Here is a 19,408-nt window from a genome sequence, read left to right as displayed (position 1 = left end):
GCCAATAACCGGGTTCCTTCCACTCGCAGCGCGTACGTTTTGTGCTCTTGCTTGAGGCGCCAAGGGTTGGCGCGGTCATCTGAAGCGAACCGTCGGGAAGCATCGATACGACGTCAGGGCATTCGATCAGTGCACGCCACCCGATCAGTTCCAGGGCGATCGGGTTGGTCTCGGAAATAGGAAGCGGGGTGGCGATGGTGTAGTTGCTGATGTCTACAGTCATGGGTCGATCCTTTAGTTCATTTGATGTCACCTTGCTCTGTTGAGCCTTTCGTTTGATGCAGGCCTACATCCCGCTGCCCACTCAGTGAATGGGCAGAGGTGATGCATTCAGCCTTCACAAGACCATTGATGGTGGTTTGCATGCTCTTCGCTGCAGAACGGCAGGTTCTGCTGACGAACGTATTTCTTGTTGCGCACTTGGTCGCATTCCCGATCGATGATGTTTTTGTCGATCACTGGGTCAGCGGGCTGACCGCAGCGAGTGCATTTCGTAGGCGCCGCTGTCGCTGGCTCACTCATGGCTGTTGCTCCGGTTGTTTTCCCAATGCACCCGGGCAACCAGGTGCATCAGTGAAATGTTCCGTTCCTGCTGGCTCTGCTTATCGGGTCATTCACGCGGTTTGAGCATTTCGCTCTAGTCAGCTGTCGAGGTGATCCTCGCGTTGGTAGCCTTTCGGGGCTATCTGATCTCCGGTCGCCGTAGAGGCAGTGCCGTCTTTGTTCGTATTGCGCTGATTGTTAAAGAGCGGTCAGGCCCTTTGAGGCCCTTCGCAGTGGTTGTGTGTCGCTGCGATGGGTGTAAATTAGCAATCGCTAATTGGCCCGTCAATAGCAAATGCTAAATAATTTACGCGCGGTGATTACGCGCTATTCAACTGTCGGTTCCTGGGTGGTTACATTTCAGTAAATGTCCGGCTATGATCTCTCTGTCACTGTATGAATATACAGCTATATAGGGAAGGATTTGGAATGGCGAAGAAGCAGGCTAAACCGGCAGAACGGCAGGAAATGAGCGGCATTGAGCGGCTTGGCCTGAGGGTTTCATCAATGATCAACCACCCGATCGCGCAAGATCAGCGCTGGGTGACGATTCACCGCCTGGATACGGACGGAGATCGGGAATGGGAAGAGGTTATGGGCTTGCTATCCGAAACGGACGGCATAGACATGACGTTCAACGATGATGAGTCGGTTACGTTGAAGTGGGAAGCGTCATCGGAGAACGATCACCAGGTTGAAGTGCATGACGAGTTCTTGGCAGTGGAGGAGGTCGCGCCTTTCTGACAGGCAAAGAAAAGCCCGCTTTTATGGCGGGCCGCAGATTCAGATCGGGAAGGGCACTACAAGAAGCCCGGCGCTGGGCCGGGCTATTAGGCAATAAATACCAGAGTGCGTATCAGGCAGCCCTTTCTGCATTCTCCTCCCAGCTTTTCTGCAGGATGCTGGACTGTAGAATGTTGGACGCGGCAAGAGAAATACGCTTGATGCGTACATCCTCTCCACTCAACGGTTCTGTCCTGGTCTCGCAATCGAGGGTACAGTTCTGCCGTAGACTTATCATCGCGTGACTTGGAATGGGCCCGCTAGTAAGCGCTTGAAGCTGCTTAAGTCGATGCGTAAGTCGGCGATGACCTACGATCATTTGATATGGCTTAGCCTTTTCATCGGCATCAAGCCAAAATGAGTAGGCGAGATCTTCCAAGTCGGATAACGCTTTTACACAATCATCAATGGAATCGTGTATATCCTTCACTCGTGCCAGATTTCTAGAGTTTGCTGCGTTTACCCGCCACCCAATAATGGTGACTATTAAACCAAACATCGCAAACAAGATACTTATAATCCAGAATGCAACTTGAAATGTGCTAGATACCATACCTATTCCTTTAGAGCCTGTATGGCATCGTTTATGTATTCGGAAACTTCCACTATCAGAGAGGGATCTTCTTCCGAAACCAAATTTTCAATGATCCCCCTCATAGTTTGCTCTGCAACTCCTAGCCTAACGAGACCGCCGAAGGCCTCTTCGAGGAAAGATGAGCCATATCCGGCAGTTCCATCCAGATGTATACGAAAAGTTTCGTTTGGTGAGTCTTGAATTGCTTTATATAAAACTTCATCTCTGAAGCGTTCACCTGAATTCGGGCCGATTGATTCTTTTCTCGGTCCCGGAAATTCACTAAAGCTTTTAACGTAAATATCTTTCATTTTTGCAAATCCTTCACTTGGATTGCCCATTCAACAAGCGTACCACATATTGATTCGTCGTGCTCAATCGTAGACTCTGAATTGTTTGTGCCAGGAATATACTTACGAGAAGATACAGCCTTAAAAGGCGGGTGGTCTCTCCCAGTAATGAAAAATGATCCCTTGTTACTTCTAATAGCTAGGAACGATGACGTGAAGGTCTCCGGCATGCTCCGGAAATCCTTTCCACCTTTGCCCCTATGCGTAAGTTTTGTTCTGGTCTCTTTAATGTGCGTTGAGGCTCTAATCATCTCAGAGTCAGAGCTTCCAGTAATACCTAACTTGTTCTTTAGATTGCTTAGGAATGAGTCGCTATGTTTTGTAGGCAAGGTGCTTGGTATACCAACACCTAAATCACAAACGATAATTGTTAAATTCTCATCATCTATGCCAACAAGCATCCACCAGCGCGGGTCGGGTATTCCTAGGCCGTCCTGTCTAGGAGACGGATAGGCGTGTTCTACACAGTTGGCGATTGCTTCAATTGCTCCTCGGTATAACCGTTTCAGAATTTGGGGGGGAACCTCTTTAGACAGCGTTTGCAGCAGCGAGCTAGCAAGGCTGCCATCCGCAGAGTCGCCAGATAATTGATGCCATCTTTTTACCGATCTTACGGATGATTTGGTATTGTTTTGCTGCCCGATCAATCTATAAAATCCGATCTGATTCAGGGCGCCTTCTACAAAATTACTATTATCAGACCTGCCGGGGCCACTTCTCAGATTTTCGGGATTTATACACCTTATACTGTTATGCGGATATGCTTTAACAAGGCGGTCAATCTCTGCATAAAAAAGCAGCCCAGCGCCGGCAGTTATCCGCGAGCAGTTTTTTAGATTTATCACAGTTCTACTAGTCGTACTGACGCACTGCCTAATTCGCTTAAGGAATAAAACGAAGGCCCGATGATTTTTTGGGCTGTAAAGATCCATCTTCGTAGGGGCATCTACTATGTGCGGCTTTTCGGCGTGTTTCCTCTTTTCGGAGCGCCCTCCTTTTTTATGAAGGCGTCCTATATTCGCGCGTATAGACCGCGCAAATCTTCTTTCAGCCGCCCTTAATTTTGCCGGCCCTTGGCACTGCAGAACCTTCCTCACTGGCGCTCCTTGCTCTCTGTATTCACCAAGCTAAAATCTGCATGCCAAATAGCCACCCAGGGCCTGACGGAACACCCCAACTGATTAATGCTCATGCTTTTCTACCATTCCAAATAAACAGCACTTTCGCATGAATCGTCACATCGTCAATGCGTGCCGTCTGATTCTCGTAATGCTGGTTGTCTGATATGAGCCTGTAGTGCTCTTCATCCAGACGCATCATCCGCTTGATGTATAGCTCTTGATGCCAAGTCAAAACGTAAATCCCGTCCCCAACAAAATCCTTGATCCCCTTGTCGACAATTACCAGGTCCTTGTCATTGATCGTCCCTTCCATGCTTTGGCCCCAGCCATTGATCATCGCGAGAGCTGATGTCGAGGTATAGGTGACGCCTTTATCGCGCAGGATTTCCTCCCGCACAACCAAGTTCCTAACTACCTCTGTGTAATCTGGAGGCACCTGCCCGTGCCCCATAGCTGCCCGTATGTCGTACTGCGGGATTAGGATTTCATCATTTGTTGGGCGAAGGCTCGAAAGGCTGGCTGGTAAAAAATTTGCCGGGCCACTATCTGGCTCCTCTGCCGCCGCCACGATGCGGTCCCGCGCTTCGCTGGAAAATCCCTTCACCTTGGACAAGGACAGCTTCAGCTGTTCAATCGCCGAGAGACCTGGCTTCACAGGTGACGCCACCTCGGAGCGCGCAGGGCTGACCAGGCTGCCAGCAGCCAAGCCGATCTTTTCTTCCAAGTTCGCTGCAGCCTTCTCGCCGAGGTTTCTGTGCCCGTTAAGAATTTGGGACAGATACGACGCATCCAGGCCGTGCTGATTGGCAAAGTCTTTCTGCGAAGCCCCAGCCATTACGGCCTTAAGAGCTTGTACTCGTAGTTGATTTATATCCATTCGCGAATGATCGCTTCCGTTTAGTACTCAGTAAATTACGGTCTGCTATTGAATGTCAGATTAGCAGTTGCTAATCTGGCGGCAATACGGAGGCGCACCCATGAATCTGCACGACTACATCAAGCCATTTGACAAGCAGTCCCTTGAGAACTTTGCAGCGAGCTGCGGCACGACTGTCGGACAGCTCAAGCAGGTTGCCTACGGCTACCGGCGTCCGGGTGCTGCGCTCGCCATCAGCATTGAGCGCGAATCCTCTCGCTCGGTGACCTGCGAGGAAATGCGCCCGGATATCGACTGGGCATACCTACGCAGTTCCGAGCCAACTCAATCAGCCGCTTAAGCCAATTTCATCAGCCAGGAGCATCGACCGCATGTACGCCAATCCCAAGCACCTCCATGACCGCGAGATCAAGGTCCGTGTTGATGAGGACACGTTTGATCTCATTCAAGCGCTGGCGAAATTCCATCGCACACAGCGCGCAGTCCTTTGTCGGGAGCTCTTAGAGGCCCAGCTTGCCGCCTTGTCGTCTGAGGATACAGCTGAGCACAACGCGGCCTGAAGGCCCAAAGGAGGCCCCATGCCTATCGAACAGGTCGGCTTGGACCAGGCCCTGATGGATCAGCTGGAGCGTGAAGCAGAGAAGAGGGGGGTTACCCCCGAAGAGCTGGCTGCCGAGTTGATGCGTCGAGAACTGGCCAACCGAACCAAGCCCCGAAATCCGAGGGGAACCGTAGCACCTTTCCATCGAAAGGCCTGAGTAGGCCCTGATAAGACCAAATTTCAGGCACAAAAAAGCCACCGGGCATGGTGGCTGATTTGTAAAACTAGAGAGGCCCGACTATGCAGAGCCAGCCTAATTCAAGCAATACCCCCTTCAATGTCGCGACACGTTTTCAGAATTCGAAAAACGTGTCGCGTACTTCTCCGCGTTCTCACTTTGTCAGGAACACCTGACATGCAATACACCGTTACGATCAACCAGGTGAAGGCGCTGGAGTGGGGGCTGAACTCTCAGCAGGCTCTGCTGTTCGCCTTCGTCTACGGCTGCCCGAGCTGGACCAAGCCAATCAAGACGGATGACGGGATCTTCTTCGCGCTGAGCAAGGCCAAGATCATCGAGGAGCTGCCGCTGCTCACTGATAAACCGGATACCGCTTACCGCTTGCTGAAGGCCCTGGAAGAGGCCGGTTTGATTGAGCTTTCCAGTACCTCGAACATCACGCTGTTTCGCCTGACCGAGAAGGCGATCGAGTGGAACCAGAAGCTTGATGGGTCGGAAAAATATCCGACCCCACCACAGAACAAAGGTCGGAAAAAAATCCGATCTACCTCGGAAAAAAATCCGATCAAGGTCGGAGAAAAATCCGAGCCAGGGTCGGAAAAATCTCCGACAAATCAGGATACCAATCATCAGGGTACCAATCAGGATACCAGTCAGGACTTGCAGGACGGCCCGGACAAGCCGGCCCGCAACTTGGTGCTGGTGGTTGATCGCACCGACGTTCCACGGGTTGATATTCCAGCCGACATGCCGGGCCCCAAAGACCAGTCCTGCAAAACCTTCAAGGTCTGGGCGAATTACGCCATGGCCTACCGCAAGCGCTACAGCACTTGGCCGGTGTGGAACGCCAAGGTCGGTGGCCAACTCGGACAACTGGTCGACCGCCTCGGTACCGACGTCGCCCACCACGTCGCAGCCCATTTCCTGAAAACCAGCGATGCCGCAGTTCTACGCAAATGCCACAGCCTCAACGAATTGCTGGCGAACGCCGAGAGTTACCACACCCAGTGGGTGACCGGTCAGCGGATCAACGGCGCCACTGCACGCCAGATGGAACGCACCGAAGCGAACCTTTCCGCCGCTGAGCAAGCCGCTCAATTGGTTCTGACCAGACGTCAGTCGGGAGAGCGCAATGAATACCTCTGAAATGAACGACGCCCAAGTTGCTGGTCTGTCCGCTGCGATCATCGCAACAGCCGAAGCCATGGGCCAGGAGATGAGCCCCGGTACGGCGGCAATCATGGCTGAAGACCTGTGCGCCTATCCCGTATCGGACATCCGCGCTGCGCTGAAGGCCTGCCGCTTCGAAGTAAAAGGCAAGCTGACCATGGCGGACATTCTGCAGCGCGTTCAGGCTGCCGATGGCCGCCCGGGCAAGGATGAAGCTTGGGCGATCGCGATGACCACCAACGATGAATTCGAGACCGTGGTACTGACCGACGAAATCCAACTGGCTCTGGCCGCTGCAAAACCGGTTCTCGACGCCGGCGACAAGGTCGGCGCTCGCATGGCATTCATCAGCGCTTACGAGCGGTTCGTAGGCCAGGCCCGAGAGGATGCGAGACAGGTCAACTGGCACGTCTCTGTCGGGTTCGACGCCAACCGTCGTATCCAAGCCGTCACCAAGGCGGTGCAAATGCAACGTATCCCGCGGGAACACGGGCAGAAGTACTTGGCCGATCTGAGCGTTGAGCCGATCACCGAGGACGGTCGCGCCCTGGCTGGCTTGCTCACCAGCGCAGTCACCCGGCCGGCCCCGGCGATTCGCGAAAAGCTCCAGCTGGTGAAGACGTCGATGCTGGAAATGCGGAAGGTCAGTGCCGAGAGGAAAACTGAAATGAGGATTGAAGCGGCGAACGAGTTGGCGGATCGCCGGGCACTGCTGATTCAGCAGGCTCAGGAGCTGGAAGCGAAGAGGGCGACGCAATGACTGACAAGATCAGCGTCAACAGCCAGGCCAAGCTCACCGAGGCCATCACGAAGCTGAACACCATGTTCCGGGACAAGAAGTTTGTGGTGGTGTCTTTGCGCCCGGGCAAGGATCGCACACTCGATCAGAACGCCTTGTGGTTTGCCATGTACAAGCGCATCGCAGAGATGACCCCGATCGGCGATGCAGCCGACGCCCGGCGTTACTGCAAGCTGCACTTCGGCGTCCAGATCCTGCTGAACGAGGATGCCGGGTTTCAGGCGGAGTGGTACCGGGTTATGCGCCATCTGCCGTACGAGATAAAGCTATCGATGATGGGCGGCTGCAAGCTGTTCGGCCCTGATGGATTCCCAGTGACCAGTCTGTTCAATCGCGCTCAAGGCATCCAGTACACCGACTGGATCTCAGCCTACTTCACTGGCCATGGCGTGGTTTTCACTGATCTGCTGAGCAAGGAGGCTGCATGAGGACTGGGATCAAGGACGTGAAGCAGAAGACGTGCAAAGCCTGTGGCGAGAAGTTTGCCCCGATGTTCAATACCACACAGGTGGTGTGCAGCCAGAAGTGCGCCTTGGCTCACGCTCCCGCCAATAGCGAGAAAGCCCGCAAGGCCATCGACCAGCGCGAGCGCCGCGAGATCAGAGTCCGCAAAGAGAAGCTGAAGAGCAGGGCGGAGCACCTGCGCGAAGCCCAAGCGGCGGTGAACGAGTACGTGCGCCTGCGTGACGCGCACCTGCCATGCATCAGCTGCGACTCGATGCCGAGCGATCACGACCTGATCACGGGTAGCCGCTGGGACGCCGGTCACTATCGGTCGGTCGGTGCCTGTCCTGAGCTTCGGTTCGAACCTATGAACATCCACCGGCAGTGCGTGAAGTGCAATCGCAATCTGTCCGGTAATGCGGTCAAGTACCGCATCCGCCTGGTGAAGCGCATCGGCGCCGACAAGGTGGATTGGCTGGAAGGGCCTCATTCGGCCCGCAAGTACACCATCGACGACCTCAAGGCCATCAAGGCCGAATACCGGGCAAAGACAAGAGAGCTCAAAAAGGAAGCAGCATGAAACTGATCAGCGCAAGGCAGGTATGGACAGAGTCGCAGCACGAATCGAACGCATCGATCAGTGCCATAGCAATCGACAAGGCAGAGTCGGCCCCGGTGAAATCAGGTTCTCGCATGCGCCGCCATGAAGCGGTATTTGCGGCCCTGGGCGAGGACAAGGAAGAGCGCATTCAGGTTGTACGCCAGCGGATCAGCATCAGCGAGACGCGCCGCACGCCAGTGGGTCGTTCCACGGCGCGCGCTGCTCACCTGGCGACCATCGGGAAAGTGCTCCGCGCCATCGATACGTTGCCATTCCAGGTGCAGCAGTTCGGGCACTTCCTTTATCACCCGGCGATGACCATGCAGCACGTCATGAACGCAGTGCTGTTGGTGGCAGCGAAAGCGGAGCTGCCCGACCTGACATCGGCCAAGCGCGTGAAGGCCCAGTACCTGATCACCCTAGCGCTGCAGTCGTACAAGGCCCAGGTGAGCGGGGCGGCAGAGTGGGGGCCAGCGCGGGTAGCGTCCGAGATGAAAGAGTTCTTCGGTGTGACGATTGATCCGAAGAACTGGACGCGCGACTGGCTCGACCTGTGGGAATCCCTGAAGAAAGTGATCACGGAAGTTGATATCCAGGCTCAGCAACCGGTATGGCAGGTAATTCACTCGGAAAAAGATGAAGAGGCGGCATAAATATATTGACATGACGGGAGTTTGTGCGTACTTTTCCCATAGTGCACAAGTAACGCGAAACGCACACGAATACCTGAACCCGGCCACCGTGCCGGGTTTTATATTGTGCGCATGCGACATCGCGTGATAGCGTTTTGACTCTACCGAAAATCAGGAGTCATTAATGTCTGTCACCATCTCGCATAAAGTAGGCCTCGAAGTTCCTGAGGAATGGCGCACCCTCCAAATTCTAGAAATTTGGATCGTCGCTATTGATGGGGAGCCTATGGGAGTCTTCTTCAGTGGGGAAGAGGCCAATGCTTATGCACACTGGACGGAGTGGCGCATTTCTGAAGAGTTAAAGCGGAGTTCTGAACCAAGCTCAGGACCTCGATTGGGATAATGCCATCAACAAGGGGAAACTTTATTTCCCTTGGGATGAGGGAAGCCTCGCCATCATGCGGGGCTTTTTTACGCCTCGAATTCACCTGTAGCCAGGGCAGCGCTCGGGAAAGCCTGGACGTCGATAGCCGGATAGTGCGACGCACGGAATCAACACCGGCAGCCCCCGCACCCCGACCTCAGATGCTTTCGGGGTGGCACGAGACTGAACTGGCGAGATCGATGCAATGGGGGGTCGACGCTGGGAAGGTCTTTGGCGGACAGCGCGGAAAGACGCGTGCACCTATTCGATCAATGCGATGCTTTCTACCGGTTTGCCCGTTACCGGATCCTTCATTGAAGATCGACGGAAGCGACCGGTCGCGACAATCTGGTCAAGGACCGCATCCACTGCCTGCATCGTGCTTGGTTGGCGGGCGTATCGCGTGCGCAGGATGAAGTCCAGTGAGTAGCGCTTGACCTTCGCCAAGCCTTCGCGAGTTTTTCCGATTGGCATTTCAGTCACTCCAGTCTCTTGGAACGCGTCTACTAACCGCTCGATGTACAGGCCGCCATGGGCACCGCCATACGGAAGATCAATCCAGCCTGGCTCGGAAGGGCTCACGCGAATTGATGTTTTAAGCGCGCCGAGTGCGGCTTCCAACTGTTCCATCTTTGACGTATGTAGGAAGTCTACAAGGCGGTCGCCCTGAGCCTGGTGAACGCCAAGTGCACGGCACAGATCTGCTTTGCGCATGCCTTGCTTCATCATCTCGTTCCAGAGAGCAATCTTCGCAACGGTAACGGCTGGCAAAGCAACAACGTGCTCTCCATCCTCCGGTGGGGTCGCTTCTGGAATGGCGCGACGCTCGTCGACATAGAGTGAAAGAGTAGATTCGATCGCGTCCAGGGCTTCGCTGATAGCGTGCTCTCGGTCATCGCCATAGCTGTTCAGTTGCGGCAGGTCTCGGCAGAAGACGGCAACACCTGGTCCATCATCTTCTTCAAAGCGGATTGCATAGTCGTACATGGTCACTCCTCGGAGGTGATGGTCCAGCATTCAGATGTGGTGAAGGGGCTCTCAGAGCCCCAGTTGTTTAATGATCGCCTTGCGGGTCGGTTCTGGCATTTCCTTGCTACCGTGATCCGCGAAGGTGGTCCTGTTGCCGTTTGGGGCGGAGACTTTGAAGTGGCTTCCTTTGCCGGCTTCGAAGGTTACCCCTTGGGCCTTCAACCATCGTCTGAACTCGCTGAACTTCATCACCTCGCCTCGTTGTTTGGATGAGTCCATTCTACAACATTTATGTGTTAATACAACAAATTTGTTGTGTTTGGTTTAGCACCTATTCAGGGCCTCAGCATTCGTTGGGGCTTTTTTGTTCATAGCTCCCTGATAGGGGAGGAACCTGAGATGCCACACATGCCAGAAAAAGACCCGTCGTTCTGGGTGTTGGTCCTGACCGCCCTGAGAGAGAACGGCCTAGCCATGGGGCTGACGTTTGCCCTTACCTGGCTCCGTAGTCAGTACGACGGCAAAGAGACGAAACCTTTGCGTCAATTGATCGAGGCGGCGCTCGGTGCGCTGATCGTTATGGTGGTTGGCCTGACGGTAAAAGAGTTCGGCTTCAGCATTGCCTGGTCATTCGCCACGGCCGGCTTCATCGGCGTGCTCGGTGTTGAGCAGGCCCGACAACTCGGCAAGCGCTGGGCTGAAAGAAAGGCAGACGAGATATAGGCCGCGACACGTTTCGCGAATCAGAAAATTGTGTCGCGACACTGGAGTTCAGCATGACCAACGTCACCCGCCTGCTCCATGCGCTGCCAATGAGCCGGGACATCAACAAGGCGTTGAACGATCTGGATAGCGCGATTGCCAAGGCAATTGACGCTGCCAAGGCTGCCGGGCTGCCGCAAGGCCTGATCGTTGCAGAACTGCACGGTTACGCCCACGCGCAAACACACATCATGGTGACCTGAATGACCGTCAAGGTGCTGGAGTTCAAGCGTGAGGACTGGCGAGACGCTGCCAAGACCTTGCGCAAGATTGCTGATGATCTCGACGCCGGCGATCACCCGGACTGCACAGTTGGAGCCTTAACGTTGATCGGCCCAAAGGGCGAGGTCACCGTATTTGGTCTGGGTCCTAAGTGCGACGACCTGCAGTGCTTGGGTGCCATGCGCTTGGGTGAGCAGAAGCTGGTTGACGTGTTGCTCGATGGCGGGGAAGGGTAGGTGTGCCGCAGGTGAGTGCGGCACGGATGAATCACTCTGCGTTGACCTTCAGTGCTTCCTGAATTTGATCAGCATACGCGGAGAGATTGCCGAGTTCCCATTGAAGCTGGTTTCCGCCGCTAGAGTTCAGGACCTTGGACTGAATCAGCGTCAAAGCTGCCGTTACAGCCGCCTCGCGACGCGCCGTCGGAGAACCTTGGCTGATGTCGGTATCCTTGAGCAGATTTTTAAAGTTTTCAGACATGTTGCTTTCCTTGCTGATGAGTTGAATCCCACCAATACCGGCATCCAGCCGCCATTTCAAGTGTCAGGTGATTCGTGAACAGACCGATGCCGCCTGCCTCGATTTTGGAGCTGTCTGGACTGTCTGACTTCGGTATCCGCCTTACTCCAGCCCCAGAAGTGTGGGAGTGGCTCAGTGCTGAGATCCTGGCCGACACCGGCCGCATCCACAATGAAGACCACGCACACCTGATTGACGCTGATGTCCGGTTCATGTGGGCATCGTCCCACTTCGAGAAACAGGGCCGAACGGTGCTCGGGCAGACTGAGCAAGTGGCGTTACGCGCCGGTGGTTGGCAGAAAGCTCGGATGGAACAGCAGATGATGGATTGGTTCGGCGATGTGCCGGCGTACATCATCACCTTGGCTGCGGATTACTGCGCCACCTGTAGCGATGCTGACTTCTGCGCACTGGTCGAGCATGAGCTGTACCACATCGCTCAGGCGAAGGATCAGTACGGCGCACCCAAGTTCACCCAGGAGGGCCTGCCCAAGCTTGAGATGCGCGGACACGACGTTGAAGAATTCGTCGGTGTCGTTCGTCGCTATGGAGCGAGCCCTGAGGTTCAAGCACTGGTGGACGCTGCAAACAGTCCTGCCGAGGTGGGAGAAATGAACATTTCGAGGGCCTGCGGAACCTGTCTGCTCAAGTCGGCCTGAATTTCTGACAGGTTTTGACGGATGACAACCATATGGCAGCACTACGAAGCGAGGTCAAAGCCTTCATTGTTCAGGCTCTAGCCTGTTTTGATACGCCATCTCAGGTGGTCGAGTCGGTCAAGAAAGAATTCGGCATTGAAGTCAGCCGGCAGCAGTGCGAATCACACGACCCGACAAAGTTCGCCGGTCGAGCCCTGGGCGCAAAGTGGGCCGAGCTATTTCACGCTGCCCGCAAACGATTCCGCGAAGAGACGGAAGACATCCCGATCGCCAATAGAGCGTATCGACTCCGGGCACTTGGTCGCATGGCTGAGAAAGCCGAGAACATGAAGAACATGTCGCTGACTGCTCAGTTATTGGAGCAGGCCGCGAAGGAAGTCGGCGATATCTACGTCAATCGCAACCGGAAGGACGAGCCTGACGACGAGCTGGCAATCCCGACTCGCATTCAGGTCGACGTAGTGGATGCGAGGAAGCCGAATGCCGAGCCTTAACGTTCCGCAGTCGCAGTTCCTCCTGTTGCCCCATAAGTTTCGTGCATTCGTTGCTGGCTTCGGCTCTGGAAAGACCTGGGTGGGATGCTCGGCACTGAGCAAGCATTTCATGGAGTGGCCCGGCGTCAACGCTGGCTACTTCGCGCCGACTTACCCTCAGATCCGTGACATCTTCTATCCGACGATGGAAGAGGTGGCCTATGACTGGGGGTTGAAGACCAAGATCAATCAGGCGAATCATGAGGTTCACATCTACAGCGGCCGGCAGTATCGCGGCACTGTGATCTGCCGCTCGATGGAAAAGCCGCAGACAATCGTCGGCTTCAAAATCGGCCATGCTCTGGTGGATGAGCTGGACGTGCTGACGTCGCTAAAGGCTCAGCAGGCTTGGCGTAAGATCATCGCCCGGATGCGATACAACCTGCCTGGGTTGAAGAACGGCGTGGATGTGACCACGACGCCGGAAGGCTTCAAATTTGTCTTCCTCCAGTTCGTAAAGCAACTGCGTGACAAGCCGGCACTGAAGGAAATGTACGGCCTGATTCAGGCCAGCACCTTCGACAACGAACTGAACCTGCCGGACGACTACATCCCATCGCTGATGGAATCGTATCCCGAGCAACTGATCCGCGCTTACCTCAATGGCCAGTTCGTCAACTTAACGTCCGGCTCGATCTACCACGCGTACGATCGCAAGCTGAACCACTGCTTCGACACCGTGCAGCCGGGCGAGCCTCTGTTCATCGGCATGGATTTCAACGTCGGCAAGATGGCGGCGATCACCCACGTCAAACGGGACCAGGGTCTGCCGCGTGCCGTGGATGAGTTGATGGATGGCTACGACACGCCGGACATGATCCGCCGCATCAAGGAGCGCTACTGGCGCCACAACGGCAACGACTTCGAGAAGACCTGTGAAATCCGGATCTACCCGGATGCATCCGGTGATTCGCGTAAGTCGGTCAATGCCAGCGTCACGGACCTGGCCATGCTTAAGCAGGCGGGCTTCGCGGTCATAGCGCCGGCGGCCAACCCGCCGGTGAAGGATCGAATCAACGCCATGAACGCCATGTTCTGCAATGCGCAGGGCGAGCGACGTTACTTGGTCAACCCGTTCACATGCCCGACTTACGCCGATGGCCTTGAGCAGCAGATATGGGCGCCCAACGGCGAGCCCGATAAGAGCCAGGGCAACGACCACGCCAACGACGGCGGCGGTTACTTCATTCACCGCGAGTACCCGATCGTTAAACCGGTCACCACAATGAAAATGGGAGTCGCCCGATGACGGACGTCACTTTTACCCGGTCCGAGTATAAGGCGGCGCAGTACCGCTGGCGCTTGGTGCGCGACGTCTGCAAGGGTTCGGAAACCATCAAAGCTGCTGGCGACCGATATTTGCCGAGGCCGAATGCATCGGACACCAGCCAGGACAATAGGGACCGCTACGACGCGTACAAGAAGCGTGCTGTCTTCTACAACGCCACGGGTCGGACAAAGCACAGTCTGGTGGGGGCGGTGTTCCGCACCTGGCCAACGCTGACTGTTCCCGGTGCGCTCGACTATGTGTCGAAGGACATCGACGGGCAGGGCGTAAGCATCTACCAGCAGTCGCAATCGGTCATCGGGCATCTGCTTGAAGTTGGCCGCCACGGACTGCTGGTGGATTACGCGGCTGTCCAGGCCGGCACCGTGAGTAAGGCAGACGAACAAGCAGGTCGCGCACGGGCGAATGTCGCCAGTTACCCGGCCGAGGCCATCATCAACTGGAAGACGCGTCAGGTCGGCGGCCAGTACCTGCTTTGCCTCGTCGTGCTGCGCGAGACGGTCGACGTCGACACCGATGATGGCTTTGGTAGCGAGCAGGTTGTCCAATACCGCGTGCTGCGCTTGGATGCCGCCGGCGTCTACACGCAGGAGGTGTGGGAAGAGGGCTCCAGCCAGACGGCAATGGTCATCGCACCCTTTACTCCACTCAATGGCCTTGGCCAACCGTGGCGCGTGATTCCGTTCCAATTTCTGGGCAGCGAGAACAACGACACGACCATCGATGATTCGCCGCTGTACGACATGGCCGAAGTCAATATCGGCCACTACCGCAACAGTGCTGACTACGAAGAGGCGGCCTACCTGGTGGGCCAGCCGCAACCGTGGATGGCGGGGCTCGATGAGCAATGGCGCGACCACATGGAGAAGAACGGCATCTTCCTCGGCTCCCGCGCGCCCTGGCTGCTGCCGGTCAGTGGCACATGCGGTGTCTGGCAGGCACAGCCGAACACCGTGGCCAAAGAGGCCATGGACGCCAAGAAAGAGGACATGGTGTCGCTGGGCGCCCGGCTGATCGAACGGGGAAGTGCGGTGAAGACAGCGACCCAGGCCGACAACGACAGCGCCGCTGAACACAGCGTTCTGTCACTGGTGGTGAGCAACGTCAGTGAGGCTTACAGCCAGTGCCTGGTGTGGATGGCTGAGTTTGTGAATGCCGCGGGCGAAACGCTTTACAAGCTCAATCAGGATTTCAGCCAGATCACTCTGGACGCAACGATCCTCAGCGCGCTGTTCAACGCAGTGCAGGGCGGTAAGTTGCCGGCGGGCGACTTCTGGCAGTACCTGCGTGATCGTGGGGTGATTGATCCGGAGAAGACCGACGATCAGATCCGCGATGAACTGGAAACCGAGAACCCCGGGCCTGACCTGGATGACGACGAGGTAATCCCGGATGGCCGCAAACCAAGCGATCCTTGATGCCACGATTCGGCACGCTGTTTTCCTTGAGCAACTGAAGTCGGGCGAGGTCGCCAAGTTCGGGCCTTTCCTCAAGGAAATTGACCGCTCGATCCGCGAGCGGCTGACCCGGGCCGACCTGACGGATTACACCGTTGCGCGGCTGGAGCGCCTGCTGAGCGAAGTCGACAGCCTGCTGCTGGGCATCTTCGATCGGTACAGCGAGAAGCTGAACCTCGATCTGATCGACATCGCGAATTACGAGGCCGAGTTCGAGGCAGCCAGCCTGACCCGGGCGGCGCCGGTGGGCGTGTCATTCGATGCGGCGGTGCCGGGTGCTGCTGCGGTGCGTGCGGCGATCCTCACCAATCCGCTCAGCGTGCGCGGTGCGGACGGCGGGAAGCTGCTCAAGTCTTTCATTGATGGCTTTACCACCACCGAGCGACAACGCCTCACAGGCGCAATCCGGCAGGGCTTCTTTGAAGGCCAGACGAACTTCCAGATCATCAGGAATATCCGCGGGACCAAGGCACTCAAGTACAACGACGGGGTCCTGGCTACGACCAACCGAAACGCTGGCGCCATCGTGCGGACGGCAGTGCAGCACGTTGCCACCCAAGCGCGCATGGAGACGCTGAAAGAGAACTCCGACGTCGTGCAGTCGGTCGAGTGGGTCAGCACGCTGGATTCCAAGACGACCAGTCAATGCCGGACACTCGACAAGCGCCGATTCAAGCTTACCGAGGGGCCGAGACCACCGATCCATATCAACTGCCGCTCTACGGTGGTGGCGGTGACCCGGTTTAGCGCGTTGTTCGCCCAGGGCGCCACGAGAGCATCCATCGGCGACGGCGGCGCCCAGCAGGTGAGGGCAGACCTCAGTTATTACGACTGGCTCAAGCAGCAGCCGGCGGCGTTTCAGGACAAGGCCATCGGCCCGGTCCGCGCCAAGCTTTTCCGCGAAGGTGGCCTGAGTATCGAACGATTCTCCGAGCTTCAGCTTGATCGCAACTTTTTACCTCTGACCCTTGTGCAGATGAAGGCTCTTGAGCCTCTGGCGTTCGAGCGGGCAGGGCTGATTTGATACGTGTGTAGTCAGAGGACATTGAGGTAGCGGCGAAGCCCTATCCACATCTTGCTGACACCGAGACGATCCGCTGCATCTTGCTGGTTTTTGTAGGTGTCCAGCGGATCGACTTTGTCTTCAGGCCAGCTTGCGAATGCATGAATGATGATTGCAGTGATCTTTGGGATTTGGTCCAAAAACCTCGCGTTGTCCGAGCCCGAATAAAACTCAGGCTGACAGTTTTCAAGAGGCGCGAGGGCCAGGTAGAACTGGTGTCGCCAGTGTTCTTCATGACCTTCAAGCTCCTCAAGGGCTACTTTGTCACGTATGCGCACCTTTGCTTTCTTGTAGTCCTCAAGCAGCCTCGCTGTTGTGAGCCATGCGAGTCGGTTTGCTGGAGGCGGGACAACGCGAGCATCGCCGACAAGGGATTCATACGCGCGCTCGAGGGTCTTAACTGCGTAGTTCAACAAGCGGTCATCGCGCCTCTCATTGACACTTTTTCGAATAGTCAAAAAAGCAAATAAAGCTGATAGGGCGCCAGCACATGCCGCCGCTACGTTTGCCCAATCTCCGCCTGTCATTACTGCACCCTCATCCCAAGTCATCACATCAGTCGTTTGCCATCGTGCAAGCGGCCATTTGACTACGACGCCCAACCAGGCGTCGAGCATTTCGATAACCCGCAGGCAGGGCCCGCATCCTCGTCTCTGGGAGACAACGCCAAGCTGTGCCGTGAACGCATCGTTGTTTCGTGATCGTTGACGGATGGAACGGATATTCATATACAGTCCGTTCTTTCAATTTTTGTTTTGGTTAGTTATGAGCGAAGAACGAGATATTCCAGAACCCGAGCACGACCATCTGCTCGATCATGAATTCCATGATGACGAGTCATGGGTTGAAGAAGACGCCCAGGCAATTGTTGATGAAGATGATGACGTTGATTTTCTTGATCAGATAGATCAAGACGACTGACACGAAAAAATTCAACACCCAAAAGGCCCGCCCATTCGCACGGACCTACATGCTTTCAATCAAGCCCTGGCAGCCGCCGGGGTTTTTTATGCCAACGATTTACACAGGCCTCGTCAATGACGGGGCTTTTTCATATCTGCGGGCAGGGCCTGCAAATCGTCTCTGGGAGACAAACAAATGGGCTTGATGTATCAGCTGGACACTCTGGATGGTCTCGACGACACCGTTAAATCGCTCTACACCGAGAAGGACGGCAAGTACGTCCTCGGCATTGAAGGACTGCCGCAACCCGAAGACGTTTCCGGCTTGAAGTCGAAGGTTGAAGAGCTGCTCGGCGAGAAGAAAGCCGCGGAGAAAGCCCGCAAGGATGCCGAAGATCAGGCTCGCCTGGAGCGCGAAGAAGCAGCCCGCAAGTCCGGCAACGTCGAAGAACTCGAACGTTCTTGGTCCGAGAAGTACAACCGCCGCGAAGCTGAGCTGAATGGCACGCTGGAACAGGAGCGCCAAACACTGAGTGGGCAGATCCGGGAACTGACTGTCGGCCGGACTGCTACTGATATCGCGTCTGCCTTAGCAATCCCGGGCAGCGCCAAAGCCCTGCTGCCGCACATCGAACGTCGTCTGAGCGTCGAACAGCGCGATGGGAAGCCTGTCGTGGTTGTCCTCGACCAGCAGGGCAAGCTCTCGGCGGCAACGCTGGATGAGCTGAAAGCAGAATTCGCAAATGACGTGGCGTTCGCGCCACTGATAGCGGGTAGCAAGGCATCTGGCGGCGGGGCCGGCGGTGCAGGAACAGGCGGCGGGGCCGCGAAAGGCAACATCGGCGGCACCAAAACGGAACGCGCTGCGGCAATCGCCAGCAGGTTCTCTGACCTCCCTCTCAAGTAAGGAATCATCATGTCCCTGTCTCAAATGCAGGTTTTCAATCAATACATCATGCCGGCGACTCTCGAGACGCTGGATCAGTTGCTCGAAGCGTTCAACGCAGCCAGCAACGGCGCGATCGTGCTGTCTCCCGAAGGCTTCACCGGCGACTTCCTGCAGGAATCTTTCTTCCAGGCGTTGGGTGCTGCTCAGCGTCGAGTTGATCGCTACGCGGCGAATGGTGTCGCGCCGATCACCGACTTGACCGAACTGAAGAACACTTCTGTGAAGGTTGCCGGCGGCTTCGGGCCGATTCGCTACGAGCCATCTCAGATGACCTGGCTGGAGCGTCCAACCGTTCAGGGCGTCGAAGTGGCCAGCCGCGCGTTTGCCGAGGTCCTGCTGAAGGATCAACTGAACACCGCCATCGCTGCTCTGGTAGCTGCGATCACTGCGCAGTCCGCTGCCGTAAACGACGTGTCCGCAACTGCGGGCATCACTCAGGCAGGTCTGAACAACGCGCATGCAAAGTTCGGTGATGCCAGCCAATCGATTGTTGCTCAGATCATGCAGGGCACCACCTGGCACAAGCTGGTTGGTCAAGCCATCGGCAATTCCACCAACCTGTTTGTGGCCGGCAACGTTCGCGTGGTCGACATCCTGGGTAAAGTCTCGGTTGTCACTGATGCTCCGGCCTTGATGCAGACTGGCACTCCGAACAAGGAAATCATCCTGGGGCTGGTAAGCGGCGCTGCATTGGTTCACGACAACCGCGACATCATCTCGAACGTTCAAACCGTCAACGGCAAAGAGCGAATCGAAACCACCATCCAAACCGATTACACGTTTGGCCTGGGCCTGAAGGGTTACACCTGGGACACCACCAACGGTGGCAAGTCTCCATCCAACGCGGCGCTGGCCACCGGCACCAACTGGGACAAAACCGCTGCCAGCATCAAGGACACCGCCGGTGTTGCTCTGATCGGTGATGCCTCCAAGTAACCCCTGATGGCGGAGCCGGGCTTCGTGCTCGGCTCGGCGAGGAAACGAT

The 19,408-nt window shown here is 56.0% G+C and carries 30 protein-coding genes; 21 read left to right on the top strand and 9 right to left on the bottom strand.

What is annotated here, in order from left to right; genetic code table 11:
• Both AC1DRN_RS06425 and AC1DRN_RS06420 read right to left on the bottom strand, forming a co-directional pair.
• Positions 1-223, bottom strand: a 223-nt coding sequence (locus tag AC1DRN_RS06425) for a polysaccharide lyase family 7 protein (protein WP_477786655.1), incomplete at its 3' end; no start/stop codon positions are given.
• Between the two features lie 107 nt (positions 224-330).
• On the bottom strand, positions 331-522 hold the full coding sequence (locus AC1DRN_RS06420) for a hypothetical protein (RefSeq protein WP_457265782.1): 192 nt from the start codon (positions 520-522) through the stop codon (positions 331-333).
• Between the two features lie 450 nt (positions 523-972).
• On the opposite strand from AC1DRN_RS06420, the gene AC1DRN_RS06415 reads away from it, so the two are divergent.
• The gene (locus AC1DRN_RS06415) at positions 973-1,287 is read left to right on the top strand and encodes a DUF1654 domain-containing protein (RefSeq protein ID WP_457265781.1); all 315 of its coding nucleotides are present in this window, start codon (positions 973-975) and stop codon (positions 1,285-1,287) included.
• A 594-nt stretch (positions 1,288-1,881) separates the two neighbouring features.
• On the opposite strand, the gene AC1DRN_RS06410 is transcribed toward AC1DRN_RS06415, so the two are convergent.
• The 3 genes from AC1DRN_RS06410 to AC1DRN_RS06400 all read right to left on the bottom strand — a co-directional run bounded on the left by AC1DRN_RS06410 (position 1,882) and on the right by AC1DRN_RS06400 (position 4,248).
• Positions 1,882-2,211 carry an STAS-like domain-containing protein gene (locus AC1DRN_RS06410; RefSeq protein ID WP_457265780.1) on the bottom strand — a complete coding sequence of 110 codons (330 nt, stop codon included), beginning with the start codon at positions 2,209-2,211 and terminating at the stop codon, positions 1,882-1,884.
• Positions 2,208-3,095 (bottom strand): hypothetical protein, encoded by an 888-nt coding sequence (locus tag AC1DRN_RS06405; RefSeq protein ID WP_457265779.1) that lies wholly within the window; start codon positions 3,093-3,095, stop codon positions 2,208-2,210. The genes AC1DRN_RS06410 and AC1DRN_RS06405 overlap by 4 nt, the downstream gene beginning before the upstream one ends.
• Before the next feature lie 343 nt (positions 3,096-3,438).
• Positions 3,439-4,248, bottom strand: coding sequence for a S24 family peptidase (locus AC1DRN_RS06400; RefSeq protein WP_457265778.1), 810 nt, complete (start codon positions 4,246-4,248; stop codon positions 3,439-3,441).
• 100 nt (positions 4,249-4,348) lie between these two features.
• On the opposite strand from AC1DRN_RS06400, the gene AC1DRN_RS06395 reads away from it, so the two are divergent.
• The 9 genes from AC1DRN_RS06395 to AC1DRN_RS06355 all read left to right on the top strand — a co-directional run bounded on the left by AC1DRN_RS06395 (position 4,349) and on the right by AC1DRN_RS06355 (position 9,079).
• Positions 4,349-4,588 carry a transcriptional regulator gene (locus AC1DRN_RS06395; protein ID WP_457265777.1) on the top strand — a complete coding sequence of 80 codons (240 nt, stop codon included), beginning with the start codon at positions 4,349-4,351 and terminating at the stop codon, positions 4,586-4,588.
• A 31-nt stretch (positions 4,589-4,619) separates the two neighbouring features.
• Entirely contained in the window at positions 4,620-4,808 is a 189-nt protein-coding gene (locus tag AC1DRN_RS06390) for a hypothetical protein (RefSeq protein ID WP_457265776.1), read from the top strand.
• An 18-nt stretch (positions 4,809-4,826) separates the two neighbouring features.
• Positions 4,827-5,006, top strand: a complete 180-nt coding sequence (locus AC1DRN_RS06385; protein ID WP_457265775.1) for a hypothetical protein — start codon at positions 4,827-4,829, stop codon at positions 5,004-5,006.
• 198 nt (positions 5,007-5,204) lie between these two features.
• Positions 5,205-6,176 carry a phage replication protein gene (locus tag AC1DRN_RS06380; RefSeq protein WP_457265774.1) on the top strand — a complete coding sequence of 324 codons (972 nt, stop codon included), beginning with the start codon at positions 5,205-5,207 and terminating at the stop codon, positions 6,174-6,176.
• A complete protein-coding gene (locus tag AC1DRN_RS06375) occupies positions 6,163-6,960 on the top strand; it encodes a hypothetical protein (protein WP_457265773.1) in 798 nt (265 codons plus the stop codon). The genes AC1DRN_RS06380 and AC1DRN_RS06375 overlap by 14 nt, the downstream gene beginning before the upstream one ends.
• Entirely contained in the window at positions 6,957-7,427 is a 471-nt protein-coding gene (locus AC1DRN_RS06370) for a hypothetical protein (protein ID WP_457265772.1), read from the top strand. Before AC1DRN_RS06375 ends, AC1DRN_RS06370 begins: the two co-directional genes overlap by 4 nt.
• Entirely contained in the window at positions 7,424-8,023 is a 600-nt protein-coding gene (locus AC1DRN_RS06365) for a recombination protein NinG (protein ID WP_457265771.1), read from the top strand. The genes AC1DRN_RS06370 and AC1DRN_RS06365 overlap by 4 nt, the downstream gene beginning before the upstream one ends.
• Positions 8,020-8,697 (top strand): hypothetical protein, encoded by a 678-nt coding sequence (locus AC1DRN_RS06360; RefSeq protein WP_457265770.1) that lies wholly within the window; start codon positions 8,020-8,022, stop codon positions 8,695-8,697. Before AC1DRN_RS06365 ends, AC1DRN_RS06360 begins: the two co-directional genes overlap by 4 nt.
• A 163-nt stretch (positions 8,698-8,860) precedes the next feature.
• The gene (locus tag AC1DRN_RS06355) at positions 8,861-9,079 is read left to right on the top strand and encodes a hypothetical protein (protein ID WP_457265769.1); all 219 of its coding nucleotides are present in this window, start codon (positions 8,861-8,863) and stop codon (positions 9,077-9,079) included.
• 282 nt (positions 9,080-9,361) lie between these two features.
• Here the strand turns inward: AC1DRN_RS06355 and AC1DRN_RS06350 are convergent, their stop codons facing one another.
• Together AC1DRN_RS06350 and AC1DRN_RS06345 are read right to left on the bottom strand one after the other, a co-directional pair.
• Positions 9,362-10,087: a type II toxin-antitoxin system HicB family antitoxin gene (locus AC1DRN_RS06350; protein WP_457265768.1), complete on the bottom strand. Its 726-nt coding sequence runs from the start codon at positions 10,085-10,087 to the stop codon at positions 9,362-9,364.
• 51 nt (positions 10,088-10,138) lie between these two features.
• Positions 10,139-10,318, bottom strand: coding sequence for a type II toxin-antitoxin system HicA family toxin (locus AC1DRN_RS06345; RefSeq protein WP_457265767.1), 180 nt, complete (start codon positions 10,316-10,318; stop codon positions 10,139-10,141).
• 159 nt (positions 10,319-10,477) lie between these two features.
• Between AC1DRN_RS06345 and AC1DRN_RS06340 the strand changes: the two genes are divergently transcribed.
• Genes AC1DRN_RS06340 through AC1DRN_RS06330 form a run of 3 tightly spaced genes read left to right on the top strand, consistent with a single transcriptional unit; the run spans position 10,478 to position 11,289 of the window.
• The gene (locus AC1DRN_RS06340) at positions 10,478-10,792 is read left to right on the top strand and encodes a phage holin family protein (protein ID WP_457265766.1); all 315 of its coding nucleotides are present in this window, start codon (positions 10,478-10,480) and stop codon (positions 10,790-10,792) included.
• A gap of 53 nt (positions 10,793-10,845) precedes the next feature.
• Positions 10,846-11,034 carry a hypothetical protein gene (locus AC1DRN_RS06335; protein ID WP_457265765.1) on the top strand — a complete coding sequence of 63 codons (189 nt, stop codon included), beginning with the start codon at positions 10,846-10,848 and terminating at the stop codon, positions 11,032-11,034.
• On the top strand, positions 11,035-11,289 hold the full coding sequence (locus AC1DRN_RS06330; RefSeq protein ID WP_457265764.1) for a hypothetical protein: 255 nt from the start codon (positions 11,035-11,037) through the stop codon (positions 11,287-11,289). It abuts the gene before it with no gap.
• Positions 11,290-11,320: 31 nt separating this feature from the next.
• On the opposite strand, the gene AC1DRN_RS06325 is transcribed toward AC1DRN_RS06330, so the two are convergent.
• Positions 11,321-11,533: a hypothetical protein gene (locus tag AC1DRN_RS06325; protein WP_477786654.1), complete on the bottom strand. Its 213-nt coding sequence runs from the start codon at positions 11,531-11,533 to the stop codon at positions 11,321-11,323.
• Between the two features lie 74 nt (positions 11,534-11,607).
• On the opposite strand from AC1DRN_RS06325, the gene AC1DRN_RS06320 reads away from it, so the two are divergent.
• Genes AC1DRN_RS06320 through AC1DRN_RS06300 form a run of 5 tightly spaced genes read left to right on the top strand, consistent with a single transcriptional unit; the run spans position 11,608 to position 16,533 of the window.
• Positions 11,608-12,231 carry a putative metallopeptidase gene (locus AC1DRN_RS06320; RefSeq protein WP_457265762.1) on the top strand — a complete coding sequence of 208 codons (624 nt, stop codon included), beginning with the start codon at positions 11,608-11,610 and terminating at the stop codon, positions 12,229-12,231.
• Positions 12,232-12,263: 32 nt separating this feature from the next.
• On the top strand, positions 12,264-12,725 hold the full coding sequence (locus AC1DRN_RS06315) for a DUF2280 domain-containing protein (protein WP_457265761.1): 462 nt from the start codon (positions 12,264-12,266) through the stop codon (positions 12,723-12,725).
• On the top strand, positions 12,712-14,013 hold the full coding sequence (locus tag AC1DRN_RS06310; protein WP_457265760.1) for a terminase large subunit domain-containing protein: 1,302 nt from the start codon (positions 12,712-12,714) through the stop codon (positions 14,011-14,013). Before AC1DRN_RS06315 ends, AC1DRN_RS06310 begins: the two co-directional genes overlap by 14 nt.
• Positions 14,010-15,470 (top strand): DUF4055 domain-containing protein, encoded by a 1,461-nt coding sequence (locus AC1DRN_RS06305; RefSeq protein WP_457265759.1) that lies wholly within the window; start codon positions 14,010-14,012, stop codon positions 15,468-15,470. Before AC1DRN_RS06310 ends, AC1DRN_RS06305 begins: the two co-directional genes overlap by 4 nt.
• Entirely contained in the window at positions 15,445-16,533 is a 1,089-nt protein-coding gene (locus AC1DRN_RS06300; RefSeq protein WP_457265758.1) for a minor capsid protein, read from the top strand. Before AC1DRN_RS06305 ends, AC1DRN_RS06300 begins: the two co-directional genes overlap by 26 nt.
• 11 nt (positions 16,534-16,544) lie before the next feature.
• Here the strand turns inward: AC1DRN_RS06300 and AC1DRN_RS06295 are convergent, their stop codons facing one another.
• Positions 16,545-17,300, bottom strand: coding sequence for a hypothetical protein (locus AC1DRN_RS06295; RefSeq protein WP_457265757.1), 756 nt, complete (start codon positions 17,298-17,300; stop codon positions 16,545-16,547).
• A gap of 37 nt (positions 17,301-17,337) precedes the next feature.
• Here AC1DRN_RS06295 and AC1DRN_RS06290 point away from each other — a divergent pair, with 37 nt between their 5' ends.
• The 3 genes from AC1DRN_RS06290 (at position 17,338) to AC1DRN_RS06280 (ending at position 19,359) form a co-directional block, all read left to right on the top strand.
• Positions 17,338-17,493: a hypothetical protein gene (locus AC1DRN_RS06290; RefSeq protein ID WP_414924222.1), complete on the top strand. Its 156-nt coding sequence runs from the start codon at positions 17,338-17,340 to the stop codon at positions 17,491-17,493.
• 177 nt (positions 17,494-17,670) lie between these two features.
• A complete protein-coding gene (locus tag AC1DRN_RS06285) occupies positions 17,671-18,381 on the top strand; it encodes a hypothetical protein (protein ID WP_457265756.1) in 711 nt (236 codons plus the stop codon).
• Between the two features lie 9 nt (positions 18,382-18,390).
• Positions 18,391-19,359, top strand: coding sequence for a major capsid protein (locus AC1DRN_RS06280; RefSeq protein ID WP_457265755.1), 969 nt, complete (start codon positions 18,391-18,393; stop codon positions 19,357-19,359).
• Positions 19,360-19,408: the final 49 nt, after the last annotated feature.

It is taken from the genome of Pseudomonas sp. P5_B3 (assembly GCF_056400405.1).
The sequence above is the reverse complement of the archived record's forward strand: the minus strand, read 5'-3'. Positions and strand labels throughout refer to the sequence as shown.

Coding starts and splice junctions, on each gene's coding strand:
- AC1DRN_RS06325 (WP_477786654.1), bottom strand. CDS start 11,533: ATGTCTGAAAACTTTAAAAATCTGCTCAAGGATACCGACATCAGCCAA.
- AC1DRN_RS06285 (WP_457265756.1), top strand. CDS start 17,671: ATGGGCTTGATGTATCAGCTGGACACTCTGGATGGTCTCGACGACACC.
- AC1DRN_RS06415 (WP_457265781.1), top strand. CDS start 973: ATGGCGAAGAAGCAGGCTAAACCGGCAGAACGGCAGGAAATGAGCGGC.
- AC1DRN_RS06420 (WP_457265782.1), bottom strand. CDS start 522: ATGAGTGAGCCAGCGACAGCGGCGCCTACGAAATGCACTCGCTGCGGT.
- AC1DRN_RS06330 (WP_457265764.1), top strand. CDS start 11,035: ATGACCGTCAAGGTGCTGGAGTTCAAGCGTGAGGACTGGCGAGACGCT.
- AC1DRN_RS06395 (WP_457265777.1), top strand. CDS start 4,349: ATGAATCTGCACGACTACATCAAGCCATTTGACAAGCAGTCCCTTGAG.
- AC1DRN_RS06385 (WP_457265775.1), top strand. CDS start 4,827: ATGCCTATCGAACAGGTCGGCTTGGACCAGGCCCTGATGGATCAGCTG.
- AC1DRN_RS06310 (WP_457265760.1), top strand. CDS start 12,712: ATGCCGAGCCTTAACGTTCCGCAGTCGCAGTTCCTCCTGTTGCCCCAT.
- AC1DRN_RS06355 (WP_457265769.1), top strand. CDS start 8,861: ATGTCTGTCACCATCTCGCATAAAGTAGGCCTCGAAGTTCCTGAGGAA.
- AC1DRN_RS06360 (WP_457265770.1), top strand. CDS start 8,020: ATGAAACTGATCAGCGCAAGGCAGGTATGGACAGAGTCGCAGCACGAA.
- AC1DRN_RS06335 (WP_457265765.1), top strand. CDS start 10,846: ATGACCAACGTCACCCGCCTGCTCCATGCGCTGCCAATGAGCCGGGAC.
- AC1DRN_RS06345 (WP_457265767.1), bottom strand. CDS start 10,318: ATGAAGTTCAGCGAGTTCAGACGATGGTTGAAGGCCCAAGGGGTAACC.
- AC1DRN_RS06370 (WP_457265772.1), top strand. CDS start 6,957: ATGACTGACAAGATCAGCGTCAACAGCCAGGCCAAGCTCACCGAGGCC.
- AC1DRN_RS06365 (WP_457265771.1), top strand. CDS start 7,424: ATGAGGACTGGGATCAAGGACGTGAAGCAGAAGACGTGCAAAGCCTGT.
- AC1DRN_RS06350 (WP_457265768.1), bottom strand. CDS start 10,087: ATGTACGACTATGCAATCCGCTTTGAAGAAGATGATGGACCAGGTGTT.
- AC1DRN_RS06375 (WP_457265773.1), top strand. CDS start 6,163: ATGAATACCTCTGAAATGAACGACGCCCAAGTTGCTGGTCTGTCCGCT.
- AC1DRN_RS06290 (WP_414924222.1), top strand. CDS start 17,338: ATGAGCGAAGAACGAGATATTCCAGAACCCGAGCACGACCATCTGCTC.
- AC1DRN_RS06400 (WP_457265778.1), bottom strand. CDS start 4,248: ATGGATATAAATCAACTACGAGTACAAGCTCTTAAGGCCGTAATGGCT.
- AC1DRN_RS06305 (WP_457265759.1), top strand. CDS start 14,010: ATGACGGACGTCACTTTTACCCGGTCCGAGTATAAGGCGGCGCAGTAC.
- AC1DRN_RS06390 (WP_457265776.1), top strand. CDS start 4,620: ATGTACGCCAATCCCAAGCACCTCCATGACCGCGAGATCAAGGTCCGT.
- AC1DRN_RS06340 (WP_457265766.1), top strand. CDS start 10,478: ATGCCAGAAAAAGACCCGTCGTTCTGGGTGTTGGTCCTGACCGCCCTG.
- AC1DRN_RS06280 (WP_457265755.1), top strand. CDS start 18,391: ATGTCCCTGTCTCAAATGCAGGTTTTCAATCAATACATCATGCCGGCG.
- AC1DRN_RS06410 (WP_457265780.1), bottom strand. CDS start 2,211: ATGAAAGATATTTACGTTAAAAGCTTTAGTGAATTTCCGGGACCGAGA.
- AC1DRN_RS06315 (WP_457265761.1), top strand. CDS start 12,264: ATGGCAGCACTACGAAGCGAGGTCAAAGCCTTCATTGTTCAGGCTCTA.
- AC1DRN_RS06380 (WP_457265774.1), top strand. CDS start 5,205: ATGCAATACACCGTTACGATCAACCAGGTGAAGGCGCTGGAGTGGGGG.
- AC1DRN_RS06300 (WP_457265758.1), top strand. CDS start 15,445: ATGGCCGCAAACCAAGCGATCCTTGATGCCACGATTCGGCACGCTGTT.
- AC1DRN_RS06295 (WP_457265757.1), bottom strand. CDS start 17,300: ATGAATATCCGTTCCATCCGTCAACGATCACGAAACAACGATGCGTTC.